Annotated in this window: 21 protein-coding genes; 13 read left to right on the plus strand and 8 right to left on the minus strand. The window is 65.8% G+C overall.

The features are described 5' to 3' along the window. Window positions 1-66: 66 nt before the first annotated feature. The 6 genes from ACQPZ2_RS18165 (at window position 67) to ACQPZ2_RS18190 (ending at window position 6,108) form a co-directional block, all read left to right on the plus strand. Complete coding sequence (locus ACQPZ2_RS18165) at window positions 67-1,284, plus strand: AAA family ATPase (RefSeq protein WP_433526612.1); 1,218 nt, start codon at window positions 67-69, stop codon at window positions 1,282-1,284. A 53-nt stretch (window positions 1,285-1,337) separates the two neighbouring features. Beyond that, window positions 1,338-2,288 (plus strand): DUF58 domain-containing protein, encoded by a 951-nt coding sequence (locus ACQPZ2_RS18170; protein WP_063040353.1) that lies wholly within the window; start codon window positions 1,338-1,340, stop codon window positions 2,286-2,288. Further along, window positions 2,285-3,289, plus strand: coding sequence for a VWA domain-containing protein (locus ACQPZ2_RS18175; RefSeq protein ID WP_433526613.1), 1,005 nt, complete (start codon window positions 2,285-2,287; stop codon window positions 3,287-3,289). The genes ACQPZ2_RS18170 and ACQPZ2_RS18175 overlap by 4 nt, the downstream gene beginning before the upstream one ends. A 97-nt stretch (window positions 3,290-3,386) precedes the next feature. After that, entirely contained in the window at window positions 3,387-4,103 is a 717-nt protein-coding gene (gene fabG1 / locus ACQPZ2_RS18180; RefSeq protein WP_433526614.1) for a 3-oxoacyl-ACP reductase FabG1, read from the plus strand. Window positions 4,104-4,175: 72 nt separating this feature from the next. Next, a complete protein-coding gene (inhA, locus tag ACQPZ2_RS18185) occupies window positions 4,176-5,015 on the plus strand; it encodes an NADH-dependent enoyl-ACP reductase InhA (RefSeq protein WP_433526615.1) in 840 nt (279 codons plus the stop codon). A gap of 16 nt (window positions 5,016-5,031) precedes the next feature. After that, window positions 5,032-6,108, plus strand: a complete 1,077-nt coding sequence (locus ACQPZ2_RS18190; protein WP_433526616.1) for a ferrochelatase — start codon at window positions 5,032-5,034, stop codon at window positions 6,106-6,108. A 22-nt stretch (window positions 6,109-6,130) separates the two neighbouring features. On the opposite strand, the gene ACQPZ2_RS18195 is transcribed toward ACQPZ2_RS18190, so the two are convergent. The 5 genes from ACQPZ2_RS18195 to ACQPZ2_RS18215 all read right to left on the minus strand — a co-directional run bounded on the left by ACQPZ2_RS18195 (window position 6,131) and on the right by ACQPZ2_RS18215 (window position 12,729). Beyond that, the gene (locus ACQPZ2_RS18195) at window positions 6,131-8,593 is read right to left on the minus strand and encodes an FHA domain-containing protein (protein WP_433526617.1); all 2,463 of its coding nucleotides are present in this window, start codon (window positions 8,591-8,593) and stop codon (window positions 6,131-6,133) included. A gap of 156 nt (window positions 8,594-8,749) precedes the next feature. Then, window positions 8,750-9,520, minus strand: coding sequence for a S1 family peptidase (locus tag ACQPZ2_RS18200; RefSeq protein ID WP_433526618.1), 771 nt, complete (start codon window positions 9,518-9,520; stop codon window positions 8,750-8,752). A 100-nt stretch (window positions 9,521-9,620) separates the two neighbouring features. Next, window positions 9,621-10,439, minus strand: a complete 819-nt coding sequence (locus ACQPZ2_RS18205) for a hypothetical protein (protein ID WP_063040343.1) — start codon at window positions 10,437-10,439, stop codon at window positions 9,621-9,623. A gap of 187 nt (window positions 10,440-10,626) precedes the next feature. Further along, window positions 10,627-11,439: a DUF3097 domain-containing protein gene (locus tag ACQPZ2_RS18210; protein ID WP_433527458.1), complete on the minus strand. Its 813-nt coding sequence runs from the start codon at window positions 11,437-11,439 to the stop codon at window positions 10,627-10,629. A gap of 72 nt (window positions 11,440-11,511) precedes the next feature. Continuing rightward, entirely contained in the window at window positions 11,512-12,729 is a 1,218-nt protein-coding gene (locus tag ACQPZ2_RS18215) for a DUF7373 family lipoprotein (RefSeq protein ID WP_433526619.1), read from the minus strand. Window positions 12,730-12,952: 223 nt separating this feature from the next. On the opposite strand from ACQPZ2_RS18215, the gene ACQPZ2_RS18220 reads away from it, so the two are divergent. Both ACQPZ2_RS18220 and ACQPZ2_RS18225 read left to right on the plus strand, forming a co-directional pair. Beyond that, window positions 12,953-13,384 (plus strand): NfeD family protein, encoded by a 432-nt coding sequence (locus ACQPZ2_RS18220; RefSeq protein WP_387284346.1) that lies wholly within the window; start codon window positions 12,953-12,955, stop codon window positions 13,382-13,384. Further along, window positions 13,385-14,632 carry an SPFH domain-containing protein gene (locus tag ACQPZ2_RS18225; protein WP_433526620.1) on the plus strand — a complete coding sequence of 416 codons (1,248 nt, stop codon included), beginning with the start codon at window positions 13,385-13,387 and terminating at the stop codon, window positions 14,630-14,632. It abuts the gene before it with no gap. A 58-nt stretch (window positions 14,633-14,690) separates the two neighbouring features. Here the strand turns inward: ACQPZ2_RS18225 and ACQPZ2_RS18230 are convergent, their stop codons facing one another. Next, entirely contained in the window at window positions 14,691-15,227 is a 537-nt protein-coding gene (locus ACQPZ2_RS18230) for a DUF3558 family protein (protein WP_433526621.1), read from the minus strand. Between the two features lie 173 nt (window positions 15,228-15,400). On the opposite strand from ACQPZ2_RS18230, the gene argS reads away from it, so the two are divergent. The 5 genes from argS to ACQPZ2_RS18255 all read left to right on the plus strand — a co-directional run bounded on the left by argS (window position 15,401) and on the right by ACQPZ2_RS18255 (window position 20,780). After that, window positions 15,401-17,164 (plus strand): arginine--tRNA ligase, encoded by a 1,764-nt coding sequence (gene argS / locus ACQPZ2_RS18235; RefSeq protein ID WP_433526622.1) that lies wholly within the window; start codon window positions 15,401-15,403, stop codon window positions 17,162-17,164. Between the two features lie 199 nt (window positions 17,165-17,363). Next, a complete protein-coding gene (locus ACQPZ2_RS18240) occupies window positions 17,364-17,552 on the plus strand; it encodes a hypothetical protein (protein WP_063040332.1) in 189 nt (62 codons plus the stop codon). A 3-nt stretch (window positions 17,553-17,555) separates the two neighbouring features. Beyond that, window positions 17,556-18,491, plus strand: coding sequence for a CorA family divalent cation transporter (locus ACQPZ2_RS18245; protein ID WP_433526623.1), 936 nt, complete (start codon window positions 17,556-17,558; stop codon window positions 18,489-18,491). Between the two features lie 108 nt (window positions 18,492-18,599). Next, on the plus strand, window positions 18,600-19,907 hold the full coding sequence (locus tag ACQPZ2_RS18250) for a YhgE/Pip domain-containing protein (RefSeq protein ID WP_433526624.1): 1,308 nt from the start codon (window positions 18,600-18,602) through the stop codon (window positions 19,905-19,907). 69 nt (window positions 19,908-19,976) lie between these two features. Further along, complete coding sequence (locus ACQPZ2_RS18255; protein WP_433526625.1) at window positions 19,977-20,780, plus strand: LLM class flavin-dependent oxidoreductase; 804 nt, start codon at window positions 19,977-19,979, stop codon at window positions 20,778-20,780. On the opposite strand, the gene ACQPZ2_RS18260 is transcribed toward ACQPZ2_RS18255, so the two are convergent. Both ACQPZ2_RS18260 and ACQPZ2_RS18265 read right to left on the minus strand, forming a co-directional pair. Continuing rightward, window positions 20,781-21,620, minus strand: a complete 840-nt coding sequence (locus ACQPZ2_RS18260) for a helix-turn-helix domain-containing protein (protein WP_327099808.1) — start codon at window positions 21,618-21,620, stop codon at window positions 20,781-20,783. Next, complete coding sequence (locus ACQPZ2_RS18265) at window positions 21,617-22,162, minus strand: DUF6879 family protein (protein ID WP_433526626.1); 546 nt, start codon at window positions 22,160-22,162, stop codon at window positions 21,617-21,619. Before ACQPZ2_RS18265 ends, ACQPZ2_RS18260 begins: the two co-directional genes overlap by 4 nt. Window positions 22,163-22,166: the final 4 nt, after the last annotated feature.

A 22,166-nucleotide genomic window follows, 5' to 3' on the forward strand; every position in this document is an offset into this window, starting at 1 on the left:
GCGGCATATGCGGCCATTACCTGGAATAGTTGTGGCAGCACGCACAGGACCAAAGCGAAAGCGGGGATGTTGGTGACTTCGACGGACGGTGTGAGCGGGGCAAGTTTGGCGAAAGAGGCCGCTGCTCCCGCACCCAGCACCCTGGAGCGTGACGTCCAGACCCTGGAGAAGGCGATATACGAGGTCAAGCGCGTTATCGTCGGCCAGGATCGGCTCGTCGAACGGCTGCTCGTCGGGGTGCTCGCACGCGGCCACGTACTGCTCGAGGGTGTGCCGGGTATCGCCAAAACCCTTGCGGTGGAGACCTTCGCCAGGGTGGTCGGCGGTTCGTTCGCCCGCGTCCAGTTCACCCCCGACCTGGTGCCCACCGACCTGATCGGTACCCGCATCTACCGCCAGGGCCGTGAGGAATTCGATACCGAACTCGGCCCGGTCGTCGCGAATTTCGTGCTCGCCGACGAGATCAACCGCGCGCCGGCCAAGGTGCAGTCCGCATTGCTCGAGGTGATGGCCGAGCGGCATGTGTCGATCGGCGGCAAGACCTACCCGATGCCCGATCCGTTCCTGGTCATGGCGACCCAGAACCCGATCGAGAGCGAGGGCGTGTACCCGCTGCCCGAGGCGCAGCGCGACCGCTTCCTGTTCAAGGTGGTCGTCGACTACCCGTCGGTGGAGGAAGAGCGCGAGATCATCTACCGGATGGGAGTCACCCCGCCGGAGGCCAAGCCGATCCTCGAGCCGTCCGAGCTGATCCGCTTGCAGAAGGTGGCCGCGAATACGTTCGTGCACCACGCGCTGGTCGACTACGTGGTCCGGGTGATCGCGGCGACCCGCAAGCCCGGTGATTTCGGTATGCAGGATGTGGCGAGCTGGATCGCCTACGGCGCCTCGCCGCGCGCCAGCCTCGGCATCATCGCAGCGGCCCGCGCCGTCGCGCTGATCCGCGGCCGCGACTATGTGGTGCCGCAGGATGTCGTCGAGGTGATTCCGGATGTGCTGCGCCACCGTCTGGTGCTGTCCTACGACGCGCTCGCCGATGAGATCAGCCCGGACGATGTGATCAAGCGCGTGCTGCAGACCGTCGGCCTGCCGCAGGTCGCACCGCAGGCGGTCGCACCCCAAGGAGCCGGGGCGCAGGCCGCACCTGTTCCGGCCGCGTCGCCCGCCATGGGTCCGCACGGCGCGCAGCCGCCGATCCCGCAGCCGCCCGCCCCCCAGGACGCGGTGCCGCAGCCGCCGGTCGCGCAGATGTCTCCGGCCGCCGGCAATAACCAGCCGAAGTGACCTCGGCATCGGCTGTGCCTGATTTTCCACAAGACGGGGTTCCACCAGTGCCGATGTCCCCACATGCACCACCGTCGTTCCGATCGGGCGAACTGTCCGACCCCAAGCTGACGGCGGCGCTCAGAACGCTGGAACTGACCGTCCGTCGCCGACTCGACGGTGTGCTGCACGGAGATCACCTCGGCTTGATTCCGGGCCCCGGCTCGGAGCCGGGCGAGGCCAGGACCTATCAGCCGGGCGACGATGTGCGCCAAATGGATTGGTCGGTCACCGCCCGCACCACCCATCCGCATGTGCGGCAGATGATCGCGGACCGGGAACTCGAGACCTGGATGGTGGTCGATCTGTCGGCCAGCCTCGACTTCGGTACCGCGCTGTGTCAGAAGCGCGATCTGGCCGTCGCGGCCGCCGCGGCGATCACCCACCTCACCAGTGGCGGTGGCAATCGGATCGGCGCGGTCGTCGCGACCGGTGAGCAGTTGACCCGCATTCCTGCGCGCAGCGGCAGGGTGCACGCGCAGTCGATGCTGCGCGAGATCGCGACGACGCCGCACGCCCGCGACGGTGTGCGCGGCGATCTGCGCGAGGCGATCGAATCGCTGCGCCGCCCGCAACGCAAGCGCGGACTCGCGGTGGTCATCAGCGACTTCCTCGGTGATATCAACTGGCAGCGCTCACTGCGCGCCATCTCCGCGCGCCACGATCTGCTCGCGGTGGAGGTCCTCGATCCGCGCGACCTGTCGCTGCCCGATGTGGGTGATGTGGTGCTGCACGATCCCGAGACCGGGCGCACCCGTGAATTCAGCGTGACGCCTTCGCTGCGTGCCGATTTCGCGGCCGCCGCCGAACGCCATCGCGTTCAGGTCGAACAGGCCCTGCGCAGTTGCGGCGCACCGGTGCTCACCCTGCAGACCGATCGGGACTGGATCTCCGACGTGGTCCGGTTCGTGTCCACCCGGCGCCACGCATTCGGCGCCCCGAGCGGACGGGCGCCGCGCCAGTGAGTATTTCGCATTTCACCGCGCTGGTCTGGCTCGGTTTCCTCGCCGTGGTCGTGCTGATCGCGTTGGGCTACATCCTCGTTCAGCGCAGCCGCCACCGGCACATGCTGCAGTTCACCAATATGGAGCTGCTGGAGAAGGTCGCCCCGTCGCGGCCGAGTCCGATGCGGCATGTGCCGATCGCACTGATGCTGGTCGGTCTGGTGTTCCTGACCATCGCGGCCGCGGGGCCGACCGCCGTCAAGAAGGTGCCGCGCAATCGCGCGACAGTCGTTCTGGTGATGGACGTTTCACTGTCCATGGAGGCGACCGATGTGCCGCCGTCGCGACTGAAGGTGGCACAGAAGGCCGGTAAGGAATTCGTCGACGGGCTGCCGCCAGGTATCAATCTCGGCTTCGTCACCTTCGCGGGTACCGCATCGGTGATGGTGCCGCCGACGACGAACCGCGAGGCCGTCAAGGCGGCCATCGACAACATCAAACTCGCGGAGCGCACCGCCACCGGTGAGGGCATTCTCACCGCGCTGCAGTCGATCGACACCATCGCCACGGTGCTCGGTGGTGCGGAAACGCCGCCGCCCGCGCGTATCGTGCTGATGTCCGACGGTAAGCAGACGGTGCCCGACGACAAGGATGTCGACAACCCACGGCACGGTTTCACCGCGGCCCGCCTCGCCAAGAACAAAAGCGTTCCGGTGTCGACGATTTCGTTCGGCACGTCATGGGGCACGGTGGAGATTCCGGATCAGGACGGGAAGGGCGCCCAGCGCGTCAAGGTGCCTGTCGACGACGATGCGCTGCGCGAGATCGCCAAACTCTCCGGCGGCGATTTCTATACCGCCTCGAGCCTGACCGAGTTGACCGCGGTCTACGACACGCTCGAAGAGCAGATCGGTTACGAGATGACCAGGGGCGATGCCAGCAGGCCTTGGCTTTTGCTCGGCATGCTCGTTGTCGCTGCCGGTGTGGTTACCGGCTTGCTCTATCGTCAACGCCTGCCGTAGTCGTCAACGCCTGTCGTCGCGACGCGCCCGGTTCTACATAGAGCACTATGTGTGGCCCGGGCGTGGCGCACGAACCCGAACAGATAGGTTGGTCCTCATGTCGAACATCACATCCCGGTCGGTCCTGGTGACCGGTGGCAACCGCGGTATCGGACTCGCGGTCGCGCAGCGTCTGCTTGCCGATGGGCACAAGGTGGCCGTCACGCATCGTGGATCAGGGGTTCCGGACGGTCTGTTCGGTGTGAAATGCGATGTGACGGACAGTGATTCGGTCGATGCCGCCTTCGCCGAGGTGGAGCAGCATCAGGGGCCGGTCGAGGTGTTGGTCGCCAATGCGGGCATCACCGACGACACCCTGCTGATGCGGATGAGCGAGGAGCAGTTCACCAAGGTCATCGATGCGAACCTGACCGGTGCGTTCCGCTGCGCCAAGCGCGCGAACCGCGCCATGCTGCGGGCACGTTGGGGTCGGATGATCTTCCTCGGCTCGGTCGTCGGCCTCGGCGGCGGGCCCGGCCAGATCAACTACGCCTCGTCGAAGGCCGGTGTCATCGGCCTGGCGCGTTCCATCACCCGTGAGCTCGGCTCGCGCTCGATCACCGCGAATGTGGTCGCGCCGGGCTTCATCGAGACCGATATGACCGCCGAACTGCCCGACGATCTGCGTGACACTGCGAAGAAGTTCATTCCGCTGCAGCGCCTGGGCCAGCCGGAAGACGTCGCCGCCGTGATCAGCTTCCTGGCCTCCGATGATTCGGCCTACGTGTCCGGCGCGGTGATCCCGGTCGACGGCGGCATGGGCATGGGCCACTGACCCAACCGACAGCCGGTGTGTTCGGCCGTCGCGTAACCAGTTGAACTTCGACTACAGGAGAACCGAAAACCCATGGGCGGATTGCTCGAAGGCAAGACCATCCTGATCACCGGCATCATCACCGATTCCTCGATCGCGTTCCACGCGGCGGCGGTCGCGCAGGAGCAGGGCGCGAAGGTGATCATCACCGGCATTCCGGAGCGGCTGCGGTTGATCGATCGGATCGCCAAGCGGCTGCCGCAAGAGGTCGCCCCGGCCATCGGCCTGGATGTCACCAGCGAGGAGAATCTGGCGTCCCTGCCCGAGAAGGTGCGCGAACTCGCCCCCGAGGGCATCGACGGGGTTCTGCACTCCATCGCTTTCGCACCCAAGACCCTGATGGGCCCGGACGCGGTGGCCTTCCTGGACGGCCCCGGCCCCGATGCCGCCAAGGCCTTCGAGATCTCGGCGTGGTCCTACGCCTCGCTGGCCCGTGCCGTGCTCCCGGTCATGAACGAGGGCGGCTCCATCGTGGGTATGGATTTCGACCCCCGCACCGCCATGCCCTACTACAACTGGATGGGTGTGGCCAAGGCGGCCCTCGAATCGGTGAACCGCTATGTGGCGCGGGAAGTCGGCAACGCCAAGAAGGTTCGGTCGAATCTGATCGCCGCAGGCCCGATCAAGACCCTCGCCGCCAAGGCCATCGCGGGCACCGCCACCGATGACGCCAAGCAGCTGAACATGCTCAACGAGTACTGGGACGGCGCCTCCCCGATCGGCTGGGATGTCGACGACCCGACCGTGGTCGCCAAGTCCATCGTGGCGCTGCTGTCGGACTGGCTGCCCGGCACCACCGGTTCGATCATCTACGTGGACGGCGGCGCCAGCCACAACACTTGGTTCCCGGAAAACGGGTTCGCCGCCAACTGAAGCCGGAGGAGGAGCCGTGGCTGCGGATGCCACTGCCGGAAAAGTGGATGCGCTGCTACTGCTGTCCTTCGGTGGCCCGGAACGCCCCGAGGACGTCATGCCGTTCCTGGAGAACGTCACCCGGGGACGGGGTGTGCCGCGCGAACGCCTCGAGGAGGTCGCGCAGCATTACCTGCACTTCGGCGGTGTCTCCCCGATCAATGCGCTCAACCGCGACATCATCGCCGCGGTGGAGCGCGAATTGGCCGGTGCCGGAACTGAATTGCCGGTGTACTTCGGTAACCGCAACTGGGATCCCATGGTCGAGGACACCGTCGCGCGCATGGCCGCCAACGGTGTGCGGTCGGCCCTGGTATTCCCGACCTCGGCGTGGGGTGGATACTCCGGCTGTCTGCAGTACGACGAGGACATCGCAAGAGCGCGTTCGGCTTTCGGGGCGGATGCGCCGGAACTGGTGAAGTTGCGGCAGTACTTCGACCATCCGTTGCTGATCGAGGCGTTCGCGGCGGCGATTCGCGCCGCGGTGGATGCGCTTCCGGCCGAGCGCCGCGATGGTGCTCGGCTGGTTTTCACCGCGCACTCGATACCGGTGTCGGCCGATATTTCCGCCGGACCGCCCGCGGACGGTGGTCGGCTGTACAGCCGTCAGGTCGCCGAGGCCGCGCGATTGTGTTCCGCCGCAACCGGATTCACCGATTACGACGTGGTGTGGCAGTCCCGTTCCGGTCCGCCGCAGATTCCTTGGCTGGACCCCGATATCGTCGATCATCTCGAGGATCTGTCCGGCAAAGGTGTGGATGCGGTCGTGGTCTGCCCGGTCGGATTCGTCTCCGATCACCTCGAGGTCATCTGGGATCTGGACAACGAAGCAAGGGAGAAGGCGCGGGAACTCGGCATGGCGTTCGCCAGGGCCGCCACCCCCGGCACCGATCCCCGCTTCGCCCAGTTGGTCGTCGAACTGATCAACGAGCGCCTGACCGGTATCCCGCCGCGCCGTCTCGGCGACATTCCGGGTTATGGGTGCACCGTGAACGGTGCCCCCTGCGCAATCGACTGCTGCACGCCACCGCGACGCCCTGCCGCGGCAACGTAGCTTTCGAAGTGGGCGTCCGCCGTCAAATCCTCGCGCGACGCGCACCGCGGCGCCGTGGACGCAGCTGATACAGGCGGTACCAGGCCAGCGCTAGGAAGACTGCCCCCAGTCCGGCGACGACTCCCATATCGAGCAGCCACGTGCCGATGCTGTGTTTCCACAGCGGGTCGGCCGCGCCCGAGTGCGGTGAGAGGGTGTCCAGGTCGATGGTGGCGGCTCCGGCGGCGAACCCCCATCGGGCCGGCGCTAGGTAGGCCAGTTGCTCCAGGCCGAAGGTGCCGGGTAGCCGCACCAGCCCGCCGGTGAGCACCAGCTGTGCCATCGACAGCACAATCAGCAGCGGCAGTGTCTTCTCCGAGGTGTTCACCGAGACCGACACCAGCAAGCCCAATGCCAGCGATGCGATGCCGAGCAGCGCCATCGCCAGGATCAGCTCCAGCTCGACAGATGTGAAGAGCCCCTTGGACGGCATATCCACACCGATGAGGCCGATCAGTACGAGCACCGCCGACTGCAAGGCGGTGATCACGCCCAGGACCAGCAGTTTCGACATCAAATAGACTCCGGCCGACAGGCCTGCCGCGCGTTCTCTGCGGTAGATCGTCTGTTCCTTGACGATCTCGCGAATCGAGTTGCCGGTGCCGACGAAGCACGCACCGAATGCCAAAACCATCAGCTTGGTCGCGGCATCGATATTGGATCCCGGCGCCCCGGCGAATCCCTGGCCCGACGGGATCGCAGCGATCAAGCCACCGAGTAGCAGGGGCATCACCCCAAGGAGGGCCAGATAGCTGCGGTCCGAGGCGATCACTGCCAGATATCGCCGGCACAGGGTGCTGAGCTGGCTGAACTTGGACTGCTGCGCGGGCGGCGGCGCGGGTGTGTGTACTTCCGTTGGGCCGACGTCGCCGGTCAGCCCGACCGCCACGTAGTTCTCGAAGCGTGGCGAAGTACGGAACTCATCTGCCCAGTCGCGGTCTTCCTCGCGGTCGAACGCCTGGAACACCTCGGCCCAGCTGCGCTGCGCGAACTGCTGCAGCCCCTCGGCGGGCGGCCCGTAATAGGCCAGCCGACCGCCGGGCACCAGGACCAGCAGGCGGTCGCAGGAACCGAGATTCGCCACGCTGTGGGTGACGACGATGACGGTCCGTCCGTCGTGGGCCAGTTCCGACAGCATTTCCATGACCGTCTTGTCCAGGCCCGGGTCGAGGCCGGAGGTCGGTTCGTCGAGGAACAACAGGGACGGTTTGGTCAGCAACTCCAGTGCCACGCTGACCCGTTTGCGCTGCCCGCCCGAGAGCCGATCGATGCGAGTATCGGCGTGCCGCGTCAAACCGAGCTCGTCGAGGACCTCGTCGACCCGCTGTTCGCGCTCCTCGGCGCGCGTATCGCCGGGGAAGCGCAGCTCGGCCGCGTAAAGCAGTGCGCGCCGGGTCGGAAGCTGGTTGTGCAGGATGTCCTCCTGCGGGACGAGTCCGATGCGGTGCCGGAGTTCGTCGTAGTCGGTGTACAGGTCGCGTCCGTCGTAGCGGACCGTCCCCTCCGTCGCGGGCCGCAACCCGGTGACCGCGCCGAGCAGTGTCGACTTGCCCGCTCCACTTGGCCCGATGACCCCGACAAGTGAGCGTTGCGGAATGGGGAAGCTGACCCCGTCGAGGAGCACCTTGCCCTCGGGAGTCCGCACAGTGAGGCTCTGCACCGAGACCGATACGTCACCAGTGTCGACGAACTCGCGCAGTTCGTTGCCCACCAGCCGGAACGTGGTGTGGCCCATACCGATCAGATCGGATTCGGACAGGTCCGCGGCGTCGATCCGATGGCCGTTGACGTAGGTGCCGTTGTGGCTGTCGAGGTCGACGATCCGGTATCTGCCGTCGCCGATCGTGCGCAGCTCCGCGTGATGGCGGGAGAGCATGAGGTCGTGCGCGACGATGTCGTTGTCTGCCGCGCGTCCGATCCGAAGCGTGGGCGAGGTGATCTGGACGATCGCGCTGGGGCGTGCCACCGAAGGTGACGTTCGCGAAACTCGCCTGGACCGACCCGCGTGGAACCTCGTGATCGTTGCCTCATCCGCGAGGTCGTAGCCCGGATCGGAGACGATCATCGTGTCTACCCCGATATCGTCATCGGACTTTTGGCCGGTTTGTCCTTCTTGCCCCTCTAGGGAACAGGCCAACTGCTCGCCATCCACGGCGTGACCGAGCTGGAACGTCTCGTCATGGTCGATCAGCATCCGTTCGACGCGGTGACCTTCGAAAAAGGTGCCGTTGAGGCTGCCCGCGTCCTCGATTTCCCAACCGTCCGCACCCCGCTCCAGCACGGCGTGCACCGAAGATGCGCGCGGATCGGTCACGATAATGTCGGATGTCGGATCGCGACCGACGTTGTATACCGTCCCAGCGCGTAGCCGATAGACGCGTTCCCGAGTCTGCACCACAAGAACCGGCGTCTCGGGGGATCCGATGGAGGACTGGTCATCCGCCATGACGCGAGTATACGACTGGTCCGCGGTGTCCCGGCAATGTTCGGCTACCTCGCAATTCCGGCCGTCAGCAACCCGTCAGCACAAATACCCCGATGTACATGGCGGTCCAGCCTGACGTCGGGACCCGTCAGACCAGTCCCGTCGCGGTGTTGTCGATCAGAAGCTGAGGGTCGTGAGGTAGGCGTAGACACCGGGGAACCCCGGGCGGGCGCTGCCCTTGCCCCAAGAGGTGAGGCCGAGCAGGCGGCCCGCGACGAGAAGTGGATCGCCGCTGTCGTATTCGGCGGTATCGGCGTCGGGGGATCCGGCGCAGAGCATATCGGCGGGGTCGAAGGCGGAGCCATAGGCGGCAGCGCACGTGGCGTTGGAGACGATCGGGACGGGTGCGGAGCGCAGGAGCGTATTCGAGGTGTCGCTCTCGGAGGTCGCGCCCCAGCCGACGATGGTGCCGGTGTCGCCGTATGCGCGCGGATCACCCTGTGGCGCGGCGATTTCCAGGAACTGGCCTGGTCTCGGCTCGTCGAGGATGAGGATCGCGAGATCATTGTGGTGCACGGTCTCGCCCTCGAAATCGGATTCCCGGAAATCCGGGTGGATGCGAATCTCCTTGACTCCCACGGTGACTCCGTCGTGCGAGCGCAGGTCGGCGCGGCCGAAGGTGACGGTGATCGCCTGCGGCAGCAGCCGCGCCACATCGACGCAGTGCGCAGCTGTCACAACCCGATCGGGTGCGATGAGCGCACCGCCGCAGAACTGCCCGGATGGTCGGAAGACGAAAAACGGGCTGCCGACGGCGGCGAGCCACGAGTAGGCGCTCGCCTCGGTGGTATTTCCACCCACGATCGCCGTGGCGGGAACGGCAGGGGCGCCGAGAGCGACGATGAATGCGGCGGTTACCGCCGCGGCAATGCGAGATATGCGAAACATGCCGCCTCCCGGATGATTCAGGCGATCGCTCGGTCTATTCAACCAGAGGATGCCGGTGTTCTCGCGCCTACGGGACCGGTGGCCGCCTTGCGCCGGTGCCTTACGAATTGCCGCGAGCCGCGGCGTGTACCGCCACCAACCGCGCTGCGCGGATCGCGTCCCACAGTGGGCGTAGGAGGTCTTCCTGCGCGCCGATGGCGGTGGCGGAAGTCGGGGAGGAGGCCGGTTCGCGTTGTGCGACAGTGAGGATGGCGGCGACATGATCGGCGCTGTCGAGAATTCGCCTGGCGCGCAACGGGATCGAATCCGGATAGTCGTGGCGGGAGTAATCCGCGAGCTCGGCCTCGATGAGTTCGCGGGGGTCGGAGTCGACGGTCGCGCCCGCGGCGGTGGTGTGCAGGCGCATCAGGGCGTCGGCGGCATCGCGTACCGCTTCACGCATCGTGTATTCCGCCTCGCCGAGCGACATATCCTGGCCCGGCGCGGCCGGAATCGGGGTGCTGTAGACGGTCCACTGCAGCGTGTCGTCATCGGGCCACTGCGGGATCAATCCGGTGCCCTCCTCGCCCGGCACCCCGAACAACATTCCCTCGCCCGCCTCGATCGCATCAGCGGCGAAGGCCGTTCCGGTCGGCAGTCCGCGCACATCGCCGGGCACCGGCAGCACCAAGCGCAGCTGTGCACCGGGTTGTGCCATCGCCTCGCGAATCACCTTGAGCAGCGCCATGACTCCGGTGCCGGACAGATTGTCGCGAGAAGACCACGGCAGGTCGTCGCGGCCGCCGGTCAACGGATCGCCCGCGGCGATGGTGTGCCGCGGCGCCCAGGCGTACAGCGCCTCGAGGATGTCGTCGGGCGCGCTGCAACCGGCCAGCCAGGAGCCGGCCCACACCGTCAGCGTGGCACTAGGAGAGCACATAATTATCGAGCATAAAGGAGGGTCGCGACTCGGGGGCGTCCATGCCGGATACCCCGGTGAGCTGCGCGCATCGATCCGCCGTCCGGTACCGCGAGTACCACAACGGCGGGCGCGCGGCCGCCGTCGGCGCGCGGGCCGAATTCCGCGGAGTGGGACATGATTTCAGCGAATGGACCCGATATAGAGGTCACTCCGGCTCGGTGACGAAGTCGATGAGCCGCTCCACCGCGCCGATCAGGGGGGATTCCAGATCGCGGAAGGATTCGACCGCGTTGTAGACCCGCCGCCACCCCTCCTGCGGTGTGCCCCAGCCGAGCCGACGGCAGATGCCGGTCTTCCAATCCTCGCCGTGGGGCACCTGCGGCCACGCCGCGATACCGACCGCCGCAGGACGCACAGCCTGCCAGACATCGATATAGGGATGCCCGGTGACCAGCACATACTTACCGAGGCCGGTGGTCAGCCGGGTTTCCTTGGAACCGGTGACCAGATGGTCGACCAGCACACCGACCCGCCGACCCGGTCCGGGCGCGAATTCGGTCAGCCGCTCGGCCAGATTGTCCAAACCCTCGAGATGTTCGACGACCACGCCTTCGACCCGCAGATCGTGTCCCCAGACCCGCTCCACCAATGCGGCATCGTGGACGCCCTCCACCCAGATCCGGCTCGTCTTCGCGACCTGTGCGCGCAGCCCCTCCACCCGGGTCGAACCGGATGCCGACCGGGTCGGCTTCTTCGGGGCCGCGGCCTTGGGCCGGACCAGCGTGACGGGCGCACCATCGATCAGGAATGCGGCCTCGCGCAATGCGAACAGCCGCACGGCACCGCGCGCATCTTCCAACTTGACGAATTCGCCGTCGTAGCTGCGGTCGAATCCGACCACGGCACCGCAGAATCCGGTCGCCGCATCCTCCACCACGAGGTCGCGGTCGGCGACGACCGTCGGCACGGTCCGCTTCTTCGATCGCGAATGCCCGGAGAAGATGTCGCCGCCATACATGTCACGCCCGCTCACCCGCCCGAAAATAGCACCGCCGGTTCGGGTTGCGGCGCAAGCGAGTTGGTGTGCCGGTCACAGACTATTGGCGAACAGCGCGTATTGCGCCGCCACTTTCTGGCGAACGTCGGCTTCGTTATCGCCGTTGACGTTCGCGACATAGCGCTTATAGGTGACGTAGCAGCTGTGCTTGTACTGCTTATCGGTATCGCCGCGCCGATTGAGTCGCTGGCAGATCGCGCCGGGCACATCCTTGGGCGCATCGATCGGATCGTATTCGTCACCGGAACGCGCGATGAGCTCGTTGACCAGACGCGGCCCCGAGGCCTCGTCGCGCACTCGATAGACGATGGTGTCGTCCGCGATCGCCCAGGCGTCCAGCCCGGTTTCGTCGATCATCCGCTGCGAGGTGGCCTGATTCGTGGCGGTGTGCACGACGATGGCCGGGCCGTACACACTGAATTCGCGCAGGTCGAGCGTGTGGTTGCGGCGGTCGCGGACGACAGCCCGGGCCAGCAGCCCATCCGGATCGACCTTCAAGTCGTCGAGCTGGTCCACGGGGGTGGCCCGGAATTTGTCGACGACGGCGAGTTCGGCGTCGAAGGTGTTGCCGAGCCAGCCCAGCAGATCGCGTTCATCGGCCCTGGGCCGCTGGATGAATACCTGCAGGACGAATTCCTTATCGGCGATGAAGGACCCGATATTGGCGACATCGGACCGCCAGTGCGTGTGGGCATTGGGATATTTGTCCAGCTCGAGCCGCTTGTTCTGATCGGGTGCGACCGCGAAATCGGCGGCTTCGAGATCGCGTGCCGCCTGTTCGGCCTCGGTCGCGTTCGGGAAGCGCATCAGCAGCTGCGAGATGATGGTGACGTCTGGGCCGGGGCCGCGCTGATCGATCTGGAACGGCTCATAGGGGCGGTCGGCACCGACAGCGCCGTAGGCCGCCAGCATTTTGTGGCGCTCGAGCACCGGTATCGACGCGCTGCCGGTGTAATAGTCGGCCGCCTCCTGGTTATCGGATACGACGCCACCGAGCACACCGAAGGTCAATTTCGGATCGATACGGTTCGTCGGTACCACCGCCTCGGCCATCCGAATGCCTTCCAGCAGTGCGCCGTTGCCGTGCGCGTCCTGGTCGTAGTGGTATTTGTCGACCGGATAGTCGCCGATCTCCAACTTGCGAACATCGGGTTCGGCCGCGACCGGTATACCGGCGATGCCGCACCCGGCCAGCAGACCGACTACCGCGATGCAGGCAGCCGAAATGACGGTGCGTGATCTCCGAAACATGCCAGGTTCCTCGTCCTTCGTACGCGATGTTGTTGCGATTACGGATGCGGAACCGGATTGGTTCAGGGGATCGCCGCCGCGCCCCGTTTCGATCGAAATCAATAGGCGCACAGTCGTTTCGGTTTCGATGGCTGAGCAGTACGGCATGGGGCGCGTCGAACCGCCGTCGATGATCTCGGGTTTGTCGCGCCACAGAAGTGGTTCGGGCCACTACAGTGGGGCTGTGGCCGCAATCGTTTGGCTGGTCGCGGGCCTGCTGCTCGCGGCGGCGGAGATGCTCACCGGGGACCTCACGCTGCTGATGTTGGGCGTCGCCGCGCTCGGCACCGCAGGAGTCGGTGCGGTGGCCGATACCGGGCTGGTCGCCGACGCCGTTATCTTCGCGGTGCTGGCGCTGGTGCTGCTGCTCGGGGTGCGGCCAGTTCTGCGGCGCCGCTTCGGAACTCCGCCGCCGATCCCGACGAATGTCGACGCGCTGCCCGGTAAGCAGGCGCTGGTGCTGGAGTCGGTCGCCGAACACAGCGGCCTGGTCAAAATCGGTGGCGAAGAGTGGACCGCGCGGCCGTTCGATTCGACGGTCGAGTATCCGAAGGGAACCACGGTGTACGTCATGAAGATCGATGGCGCGACCGCCGTCGTCTGGAAGGAGCCGTAAATGGCTGTGCTCATCGTTGCCGCCGTGCTGGTGCTGTTGGTCGTGGTAGTGGTCTTCAAATCGATCGCCCTGGTGCCACAGGCGGAGGCGGCCGTTATCGAGCGATTAGGCCGATATTCGCGCACAGTCTCGGGCCAGCTGACGTTCCTGGTGCCCTTCGCCGACCGGATCCGCGCGAAGGTCGATCTGCGCGAGCGGGTGGTGTCCTTCCCGCCCCAGCCGGTGATCACCGAGGACAACCTGACTCTGCACATCGACACCGTCGTGTACTTCCAGGTGACGAGCCCACAGGCGGCGGTGTACGAGATCAGCAACTACATCGCGGCCGTCGAGCAACTCACCGTGACCACCCTGCGCAATGTGGTCGGCGGCATGACCCTGGAGCAGACGCTGACCTCCCGCGACCAGATCAACGGTCAGCTACGCGGGGTGCTCGACGAGGCCACGGGCCGCTGGGGGCTGCGCGTCGCGCGAGTCGAACTCAAGAGCATTGATCCGCCGCCATCGATCCAGGAGTCGATGGAGAAGCAGATGAAGGCCGACCGCGAGAAGCGCGCCATGATCCTCACCGCGGAGGGCACCCGCGAATCGCAGATCAAGACGGCCGAGGGCGCCAAGCAGGCGCAGATTCTCTCCGCCGAGGGCGCCAAGCAGTCCTCGATTCTGGCGGCCGAAGGTGAACGGCAGAGCCGGATTCTGCGCGCCCAGGGTGAACGGGCCGCGGCCTACCTGCAGGCGCAGGGCCAGGCAAAGGCCATCGAAAAGGTGTTCGCCGCAATCAAATCCGGTAAGCCGACGCCGGAACTGCTCGCCTACCAATACATGCAGACGCTGCCGATGGTCGCCCGCGGTGACGCGAACAAGGTGTGGCTGGTCCCGAGCGATTTCGGCAAGGCGCTCGAGGGCTTCGCCCAGAACTTCGCGACCAAGGGCGAGGACGGCGTATTCCGCTACGAACCCACCCCGGTCGACGATGTGGAGAGCAAGCCGGAGGACGATTCCGATGTCGAGGGCTGGTTCGATACGGCCCGGGATCCGGCCATCGAACAGGCGGTTCGCGCCGCGGAGGCCGACGCCCGCGCTTCGGTGGAGGGCGTGGCGACCCCGGTGACCCGGACCCAACCGTCCCCGCACCAGCCGGTCATGCCCGCGCAGCAGGAGCCCCCGCCCAAGCAGATTCCGCCGCATCAGCCGCCGTACCGCCCGGACGGGCCGCAGGGGCAGCCCTGGCAGCCGCCGTCGCAGTAGTCGGTAAGACCACAGGCACCCCGGATCTCGGCGAGGTCCGGGGTGCTTTGTTCGATGCCTAGGGCGCGAGATCGATGGTCAGCGTTGCCAATTGGAGTGCGATGGCGCAGGGGTCGGGTGTTGTCGTGTGGGAATGGTTTCGGACGCGCCAGACGATGGTGCCGTTGTCCGCGGCTGCGACCGCGCAGTCACCGGGATCCTGCGGATTGCGGATGTAGAAACCGGTCGCGGTGACGGTCGCGCCGAAGATCTGTTCGGTGATCGTCAGATGTTCGGTCTGGAACCCGTCGTTCTCGGCCCGCTGCCATGTCTGCTGGAGCGATTCGCGGTCGGTGAAGGTGAAAGTCAGGTCGGATTCGTCAGCGCCGCGTTGCGCCTGCCAGACGCAGACCGGCGGGCGGTGGCGGGTGGTGAGGGTGTCGGCCTGCGCGGTACGGCTGATCTGCTCTTCGGTCAGCGGCGCGCAGTTCGCCAACGAGTTGGCAGTCGGGGTGGCGGTGGGATGGGCGTCCGGCGCGGCCTTATCTGAACAGCCGGTCAGCAGTCCGGTGGCCGCGAGCACGGCCAGTCCGCTACGCACACGGAATGCGGTCACAGCCGCTCCCTTCCTCGAACACCGAGCCCTGGCCACCCGTCGAGGCTACCGGCCGGTCCGCGGACAGGGCGGTCTCGGCGCTGTGACCTTGTCAGCGCCGCGCGGAAAATGGTTCGGCCTGGCATCGGGTGCGCTGCAATACTCACGGTCCACAAGGACAGGAGGGATTGCGCGTGGCTGATTCCGGGGTATTGCCGTTGCTCGATAGGGTTGCCGTGGCCGTAGACGCCGCGATCGGTCGGGCTCGTCCGGACCTGGTGGGCGCGGATCCGGTGGTGCGACGCTCAGAGCGTGCCGATTTCCAGTCGAATGTCGCGCTTGCGGTCGCGAAGCGGGTGGGGGTGCGGCCCGCTGAGTTCGCCGCGGAATTGGTCACGGCATTGGATACGGGCGATGGCCTGTTCGACGCGGTGACGGTTTCGGGTCCGGGATTCCTCAACATTGCGGTCTCGGATCATGCTGTGTGGGAACAGGTTTCGGCTCGACTCGCTGATGATCGGTTGGGTGTACCGGATTTCGAGCGTGGGCGCCGGACCGTGATCGACTATTCGGCACCCAATATCGCCAAGGAAATGCATGTCGGGCATCTGCGGACAACGATCATCGGCGACTGCATCGCACGGGTGCTGGCCTTTCTCGGGGCCGCGGTGATTCGGCAGAATCACTTGGGGGACTGGGGGACTCAGTTCGGGATGCTGATCCAATATCTGGATGAGCATCCGGGGCTGCTCTGGCGGCACAATGAGCTGAGCGGCGATGCGTCGGTGGTTTCGGCATTGGATGGCTTGTACAGGGCGGCGCGGACGGAATTCGACGGTGATCCGGCGTTCGCGCAGCGGGCCAGGGCTCGGGTGGTGGCGCTGCAATCCGGCGATGCGCCCACCCTGCGGCGGTGGCGGGAGATCGTCGCCGAATCGGAGCGGGCGTTCGGTGAAATCTACGATCGGCTCGGTGTGCTGCTGACGGCCGACGATTATGTCGGCGAGTCGTTCTACAACCCGATGCTGGCCGACACCATCGCCGAGTTGGTCGACAAGGGGATCGCCGTCGAGAGCGACGGCGCCCTGGTCGTCTTCTCTCGAGAGGTCGATGGCCCTGACGGCCAACCGGTCCCGCTGATGGTGCGCAAGCGCGACGGCGGATACGGTTACGACACAACGGATTTGGCCACCATCCGGTACCGGGTGCGGACCCTGCGCGCCGAGCGGCTGCTGTATGTCACCGATTCCCGTCAGGCCCTGCACTTTCGGCTCGTCTTCGAAGCCGCCCGGCGGGCCGGTTGGTCGACCGATGTCATCGAGGCCGAACACATCGCCTACGGCACCGTACTCGGCCCGGATGGGCGGCCCTTCAAAACCCGGGCGGGCGGTACAGTCCGACTGACGGACCTGCTGAACGACGCTGTCACGAAGGCCAGAGCCGTTGTCGCCGAACGGAATCCGGACCTGGCCGCCGCCGAACTCGACGCGATCGCCGAACCGACCGGGATCGGTGCGGTCAAATACGCCGACCTGTCCACCTCTCGGGTCAAGGACTACACCTTCGATCTGGACCGCATGGTCGCCTTGAACGGCAACACCAGCGTCTATCTGCAATACGCGCACGCCAGAATCCGTTCCATCATGCGCAAAGCTCGAGATCGCGCCGTGCGAATCGATCCGGCGATCGCACTCGAACCCGCCGAACGGGCCCTGGCACTCGAACTCGACGCCTACAGCACCGTGGTAACCGAGGTCGCCGCTACCCTCGAACCCCATCGACTGTGCGGATACCTCTACGACCTCGCGCGCGACTTCACGGCCTTCTACGAGACCTGCCCGGTCCTCACCGCGCCCGATCGGGTACGGGAAAACCGTCTCGCACTGTGCGATTCGACCGCACGGACGCTCGCGCACGGACTCGGGCTACTCGGCATCGCCGCACCCGAGCGTATGTGACCAGGCTCGGTCACCCGATATCGCCGATTGCGCATACTTGCGCAACTGATTGACGGACTGCTGCGGCGGGTTTCTAATGATTGATGGCGCAATTCGTGCGCCGAGATCAACCGATGAAGCGGGGTGCCCCGCCAATGGCGTTCGCCAGTGCATCGTGGCGAGCGCGGCCACTGGACGTACGGAAGCATTGGAGCCTGCCATGGCGACACTGTTCAACAAGGTCGAATCTCCGCACCGCGCACCGAATCTCGAGCGACAAGCGATCTGGTTCACCATTGGTTTGTACCTGTTGATCAGCGCGGGACTACTGACGATGCACTATGCTCATCCGCAGCAACCGGTCGGTTCGTCGTCGGTATCGCCGGCGCATTCGTCCTACGGGCAGTAGCCGATGACCACGGTCACCGCCGCCGCGGCCGATCGCTTCGATACCGAAGTACTACAGCAGCACTGGATTCCGCTCGCGACGAGCGACGCCGATGCGGCCGCGGTGCTGCGCGAACGCCTCGGCGTCGACTTCGCCGCCGCGCGGAATCGGGTCTTCGAGACCGACAGCTTCATTTATCTGCCTGTTGTCCTGACCTACAAACGCGGCGACGCCATCGAACGCGACACCATCGTCTTCGCACTGGGCAGCGATTTCCTCGTCACCCTGCAACCGGATGCGCATTTCACGCCGTTCGACAAGGCCGTCGCGAAGATGCGCCGCAATCCGGGTCTCACCGTATCCTCGCACGGGGTGATGTACGCGCTGCTCTGGGCGTTGAACGAGGCATCGGAGCGGGTCATCCACTGCGCCAGCGACGCGCTGGAGGCGATGAACGACGATATCGAGATGGCCACCAATGGCTACGACCGCCGCGGCCGCGAAATCGGCGTCGCGGATATGCGCGGCACCATGTCGCGGATGAACGCCGCCGAGGAGATCGTCTCGCGGGTGCAGGAGACCCAACTCCAATTGGCCCGCGCCGCACGACATCTCATGGCCGATACGCCTACCGGCGATCTCGAGAGCTTGATCGCCATCCTGATCGCCGATATCGATGGCGTGAAACAGCACGCGGGCTTCGAACACGACAAGGTGCGTTATCTGCAGCAGTCGGTGATGACCTGGCTCGACGTGAAGCAGAACCAGATCGTCAAGGTGTTCACCATCATCACCGCGGTATTCCTGCCCCCGACCCTCATCGCGACCTTCTACGGCATGAACTTCACCTGGATGCCCGAATTGGAATGGGAGCACGGCTTTCTCGCCACCACGCTGATGACCCTGGTGGCGGCGGTGATCCCGCTGGTCTACATCAAGCGCAAGGGCTGGCTGCGCTGAGGCTGTGATCGCGGTCTCGGTGATGGGTGTCGGTGCCGGGGTGTGAGCAGCCACCGATACGCGCCGGATCGGTACCGCAACACCGCCGCGACGGATTACCGTGCGCCCATGACGATTGCCGGAACGGCCGCCCGCCATCTGCGGCTACGGGCTTGGATCGCCCCGCTCGCCGTGGTCACCCTGCTCATGTCACTGCTGGGCACGATGTATCTGGCGTACGTGGTCGATCCGACCAAGAACCTGCACGATTTCCCTGTCGCACTGGTCAATCAGGACGATGGCGATACCCTGGGCGGCAAGCCCGCAAATGTCGGCGATCAGATCACCGACGCACTCGTCGCGAGCCTGCCCACCGACAAGATCGACCTGCGGGTCGTCGGATTCGCCGAGGCGCAACGGCAACTGAGCCAGGGCAAGGTCTACGGTGCGATCGTCATCCCCAGTGACTTCACCAAGCGGCTGGCCATTCTCGGCGCGGCCGGTGTGGTCCCGGGCAAGGTCGAACAGCCGATCATCACGGTGCACACGAACCCTCGGGCGGGCAGTTTCGCCACCGGGGTCATGCAGCGCATTGCCGATCAGGCGCTGACTCGCGTCGACGAGACAGTCGGGAAACAACTCACCGACACTGTGCAGACCCAGCTGCAGCCCGCCGGGGGTGGCCCGGCGCCGCAGCTTGCCGGTGCCAGCCAATTGATGCTCGCTCATCCGATCCAGGTGGTGGTCGATCCGTATCGGCCGCTGCCCGAGGGCACCGGACAGGGTTTGTCCGCGTTCTTCTACACGATCATGGTGCTGCTCGCCGGATTCACCGGTGCGATGATCATCCACGCGATGACCGATTCCGCCCTCGGTTTCGCGCCTACCGAATACGGCCCGTGGTACGTGCACTATCCGGCCGCACCGATCTCCCGCTTCCGCACCCTGCTGTTGAAATGGGCGATCCTGATCGTCACCGCACCGATCGTCTCAGCGGTATTCCTCGGTGTCGCAGCGGCATTGGACGTGCCGCTCGATCATCCGCTCGCGCTGTTCCTGTACTGCGTGCTGGCGATCATCGCGGTCGGGGTGACCGCGCTGTCGGTGCTGGCCGCGCTCGGCACCGCGGGTCTGCTGGTCAATCTGATCCTGTTCATCGTGCTCGGCCTGCCCTCCTCGGGCGGTAGCGTGCCCATCGAAGCGACGCCGACGTATTTCGAGTGGCTGGCCACCTTCGAACCCATGCATCAGGTCTTCCTCGGGTTGCGTGCCATCCTCTACTTCAACGCCAACGGTGCCGCCGGACTCGCGCGCGGTGGCTGGATGGCGGTGCTGGGTCTGGGTATCGGCCTGGTCGTCGGTGCCGTGGTGACCCAGTATTACGACCGAAAGGGCTTGCACCGCAAACCCGCCGAGCAGGCGGCCGCGACGGAGTGAGCGTTGCAGGCATGGGAATGAGCGATCGAGCCATTGGAACGCTCACGATTCATTCCTAACGTTGTGCTCATGACCTTCGATATCGGCGTGATCCTCCCGACCTCCACTCCCGATCCGGCACATCCGATCCTCGGCGATGTGCGGGCCGCCGCCCGCCTCGCCGAACAACTCGACCTCGAATCGGTATGGTCCACCGACCATCTCGTCGCTAGCGCGCCCATGCTGGACAGCACCGTAACGCTCGCGACCGCGGCGGCCGTCACCGACCGGATCCGGATCGGCTACAACGTCATGCTGCTCGCACTGCGCCCGGTGGCGTGGGCGGCCAAGCAGATCAGCACACTGCAGTACGTCTCGGAGAACCGATTGCTGCTCGGTGTCGGGACCGGAAATCCGGCGCACGGCGATATCGGTTGGCGCGCGGCCGGTACGACATTCGACAACCGCGGGCGGCGCACCGATGAGGCACTGCGGGTGCTGCCCGATCTCGTCACCGGCTCGACCACAACCGTCAACGGCGTCGACGTCGCGCTGGCACCCGGATCGGCGATGCCGCCGGTCCTGGTGGCAGGCAATGGGACTCGGGCGCGGCGGCGCGCGGCCGAATACGCCGAGGGCTGGATCACCCTGCAGCCGGGCCTGGACCAGTTGGCTGCAGGGTTCGACGAATTGCGGGCGCTGGCCACAGAATTCGATCGTCCGGTGCCTGCGGTTACCGTGGTCGCGCCTGCATTGCCCGCTGATCATACGGCCGCTGTCGAATCGCTCGCCGCCCACCGGGACGTCGGCGTCGAACGCGTCATCCTCGCCCCGACCGGCCCGGAGTGGCAGCGCGATTACGAGAATGCCGCGAAACTCCGTGCGGCACTGTAACTACAGCTGCGTCAACCGCAGCTTCAGCGCATCGGTGATAATGGCTCGGGCGGCTTCGCCGTACCGGGCCTGCCGGTGCAGCGCTGCCCAGGTCTTCTCGTAGTACGCGAGTTCGCGTGGCTGGGTGATGGTGAGACCCGCCGAGATCGTCTCGACCTCCGCGATGCGTTTATCGAGCAGTACGAAACATGTTGTGGTGTAAAGGAAGTCCGCCGTCCGCGGAATGATGCCGAGTGCGAGCCGGGGCAGCGGCATCACATCGATGAGACGTTCGAGCTGACCGGCCATCACCTCGTTGTCGCCGACCGTGGTGTAGAGCGCCTGTTCGGCCAGCAGGATGCTGATCCGATGGGTGCCGTGGTGCAGAATCCGCTGGCGCGCGATCCGGGCCGCTACCGCGCGATCGATATCGTCGATACCGCCGACGAAATCGATACAGGTCTCCAGCACGGCCCTGGCATAGGGTTCGGTCTGCAACAAGCCCGGGACGACCGCGTTCTCGAAATTGCGGATGGTGGTGGCGCGCGCCTCCAACTCGATGCGGCGGCGCTGCTGCTGGGCATGTCCGGTCGCGGCGATGCGCCGCCACTCCTGCCAGAGCGCCTCGATATTCGCCAGTGCCGCACGCAGATCCGGCAGCAGCAGTTCGGCACCGCACAGCCGGCACCACTCGGCCAGATCGCTATCGCTCGGCGTCTGTTTACCGTGTTCGATGCGCGACACCTTGGCCGAATGCCAGCCCGCGTCGGCGGCGAGCTGCACGCCGGTCAGATGTGCGGCCTTGCGCAGTTCGCGTAAGCGTGCCCCGAAGGCTTGCCGGGACTGCTCGACACCGGTCATCCACTCCGCCCGCCGGGCATATAGTCGTGGTGCGGAATTGCTTTGTTCCACAGTGTATCTCGTACTGTCGTGCAGCGTGCGACCAGCACGGGGTCGGTGGTCACCGCGGCCCCCGCCAGATCGCCGGTCTTGGTGAAGATCGTAAAGGCGACCGTCTCGTCGAGCAGCCACCATTCGTCATCGGTGTATTCCGAGGGATCGGCGAGATGCCTTGGCAGCCAGCGGATGTCCTCGCCGTAGCGCTGATTGCGATCGGTGAGCGCGTGCAGGAATCGCACGTAGTCGGTGAGCGGCTCCGAGACCACCCGAACGCGCCGCATCGGCACACCGCGTCCGGCGACCTCGCTGGTGAGCTCCTCCCAGGCCCGCCACGACGGCGGATAGGAGTCCTCCTCGAACGGCGGCAGGCCCGCGAGCACGCGGCGCATCGGTTCGGTCTCGTCGGAGACCTGGGAGTGATCATCGGACACCTCGAGATGGAAAGCGTCGCTTCGGGTCTCGCGTATGAGATCGTTGGTTTCCTCGATGGTGAAGAAGAGCATTGCA

This window comes from Nocardia pseudovaccinii (genome assembly GCF_050942345.1).
GTDB classification, from domain to species: Bacteria; Actinomycetota; Actinomycetes; order Mycobacteriales; family Mycobacteriaceae; genus Nocardia; species Nocardia pseudovaccinii.

Coding starts and splice junctions, on each gene's coding strand:
- ACQPZ2_RS18165 (WP_433526612.1), top strand. CDS start 67: ATGTTGGTGACTTCGACGGACGGTGTGAGCGGGGCAAGTTTGGCGAAA.
- ACQPZ2_RS18170 (WP_063040353.1), top strand. CDS start 1,338: ATGTCCCCACATGCACCACCGTCGTTCCGATCGGGCGAACTGTCCGAC.
- fabG1 (WP_433526614.1), top strand. CDS start 3,387: ATGTCGAACATCACATCCCGGTCGGTCCTGGTGACCGGTGGCAACCGC.
- inhA (WP_433526615.1), top strand. CDS start 4,176: ATGGGCGGATTGCTCGAAGGCAAGACCATCCTGATCACCGGCATCATC.
- ACQPZ2_RS18195 (WP_433526617.1), bottom strand. CDS start 8,593: ATGGCGGATGACCAGTCCTCCATCGGATCCCCCGAGACGCCGGTTCTT.
- ACQPZ2_RS18200 (WP_433526618.1), bottom strand. CDS start 9,520: ATGTTTCGCATATCTCGCATTGCCGCGGCGGTAACCGCCGCATTCATC.
- ACQPZ2_RS18205 (WP_063040343.1), bottom strand. CDS start 10,439: ATGTGCTCTCCTAGTGCCACGCTGACGGTGTGGGCCGGCTCCTGGCTG.
- ACQPZ2_RS18210 (WP_433527458.1), bottom strand. CDS start 11,439: ATGTATGGCGGCGACATCTTCTCCGGGCATTCGCGATCGAAGAAGCGG.
- ACQPZ2_RS18215 (WP_433526619.1), bottom strand. CDS start 12,729: ATGTTTCGGAGATCACGCACCGTCATTTCGGCTGCCTGCATCGCGGTA.
- ACQPZ2_RS18225 (WP_433526620.1), top strand. CDS start 13,385: ATGGCTGTGCTCATCGTTGCCGCCGTGCTGGTGCTGTTGGTCGTGGTA.
- ACQPZ2_RS18240 (WP_063040332.1), top strand. CDS start 17,364: ATGGCGACACTGTTCAACAAGGTCGAATCTCCGCACCGCGCACCGAAT.
- ACQPZ2_RS18245 (WP_433526623.1), top strand. CDS start 17,556: ATGACCACGGTCACCGCCGCCGCGGCCGATCGCTTCGATACCGAAGTA.
- ACQPZ2_RS18250 (WP_433526624.1), top strand. CDS start 18,600: ATGACGATTGCCGGAACGGCCGCCCGCCATCTGCGGCTACGGGCTTGG.
- ACQPZ2_RS18255 (WP_433526625.1), top strand. CDS start 19,977: ATGACCTTCGATATCGGCGTGATCCTCCCGACCTCCACTCCCGATCCG.
- ACQPZ2_RS18260 (WP_327099808.1), bottom strand. CDS start 21,620: ATGACCGGTGTCGAGCAGTCCCGGCAAGCCTTCGGGGCACGCTTACGC.
- ACQPZ2_RS18265 (WP_433526626.1), bottom strand. CDS start 22,162: ATGCTCTTCTTCACCATCGAGGAAACCAACGATCTCATACGCGAGACC.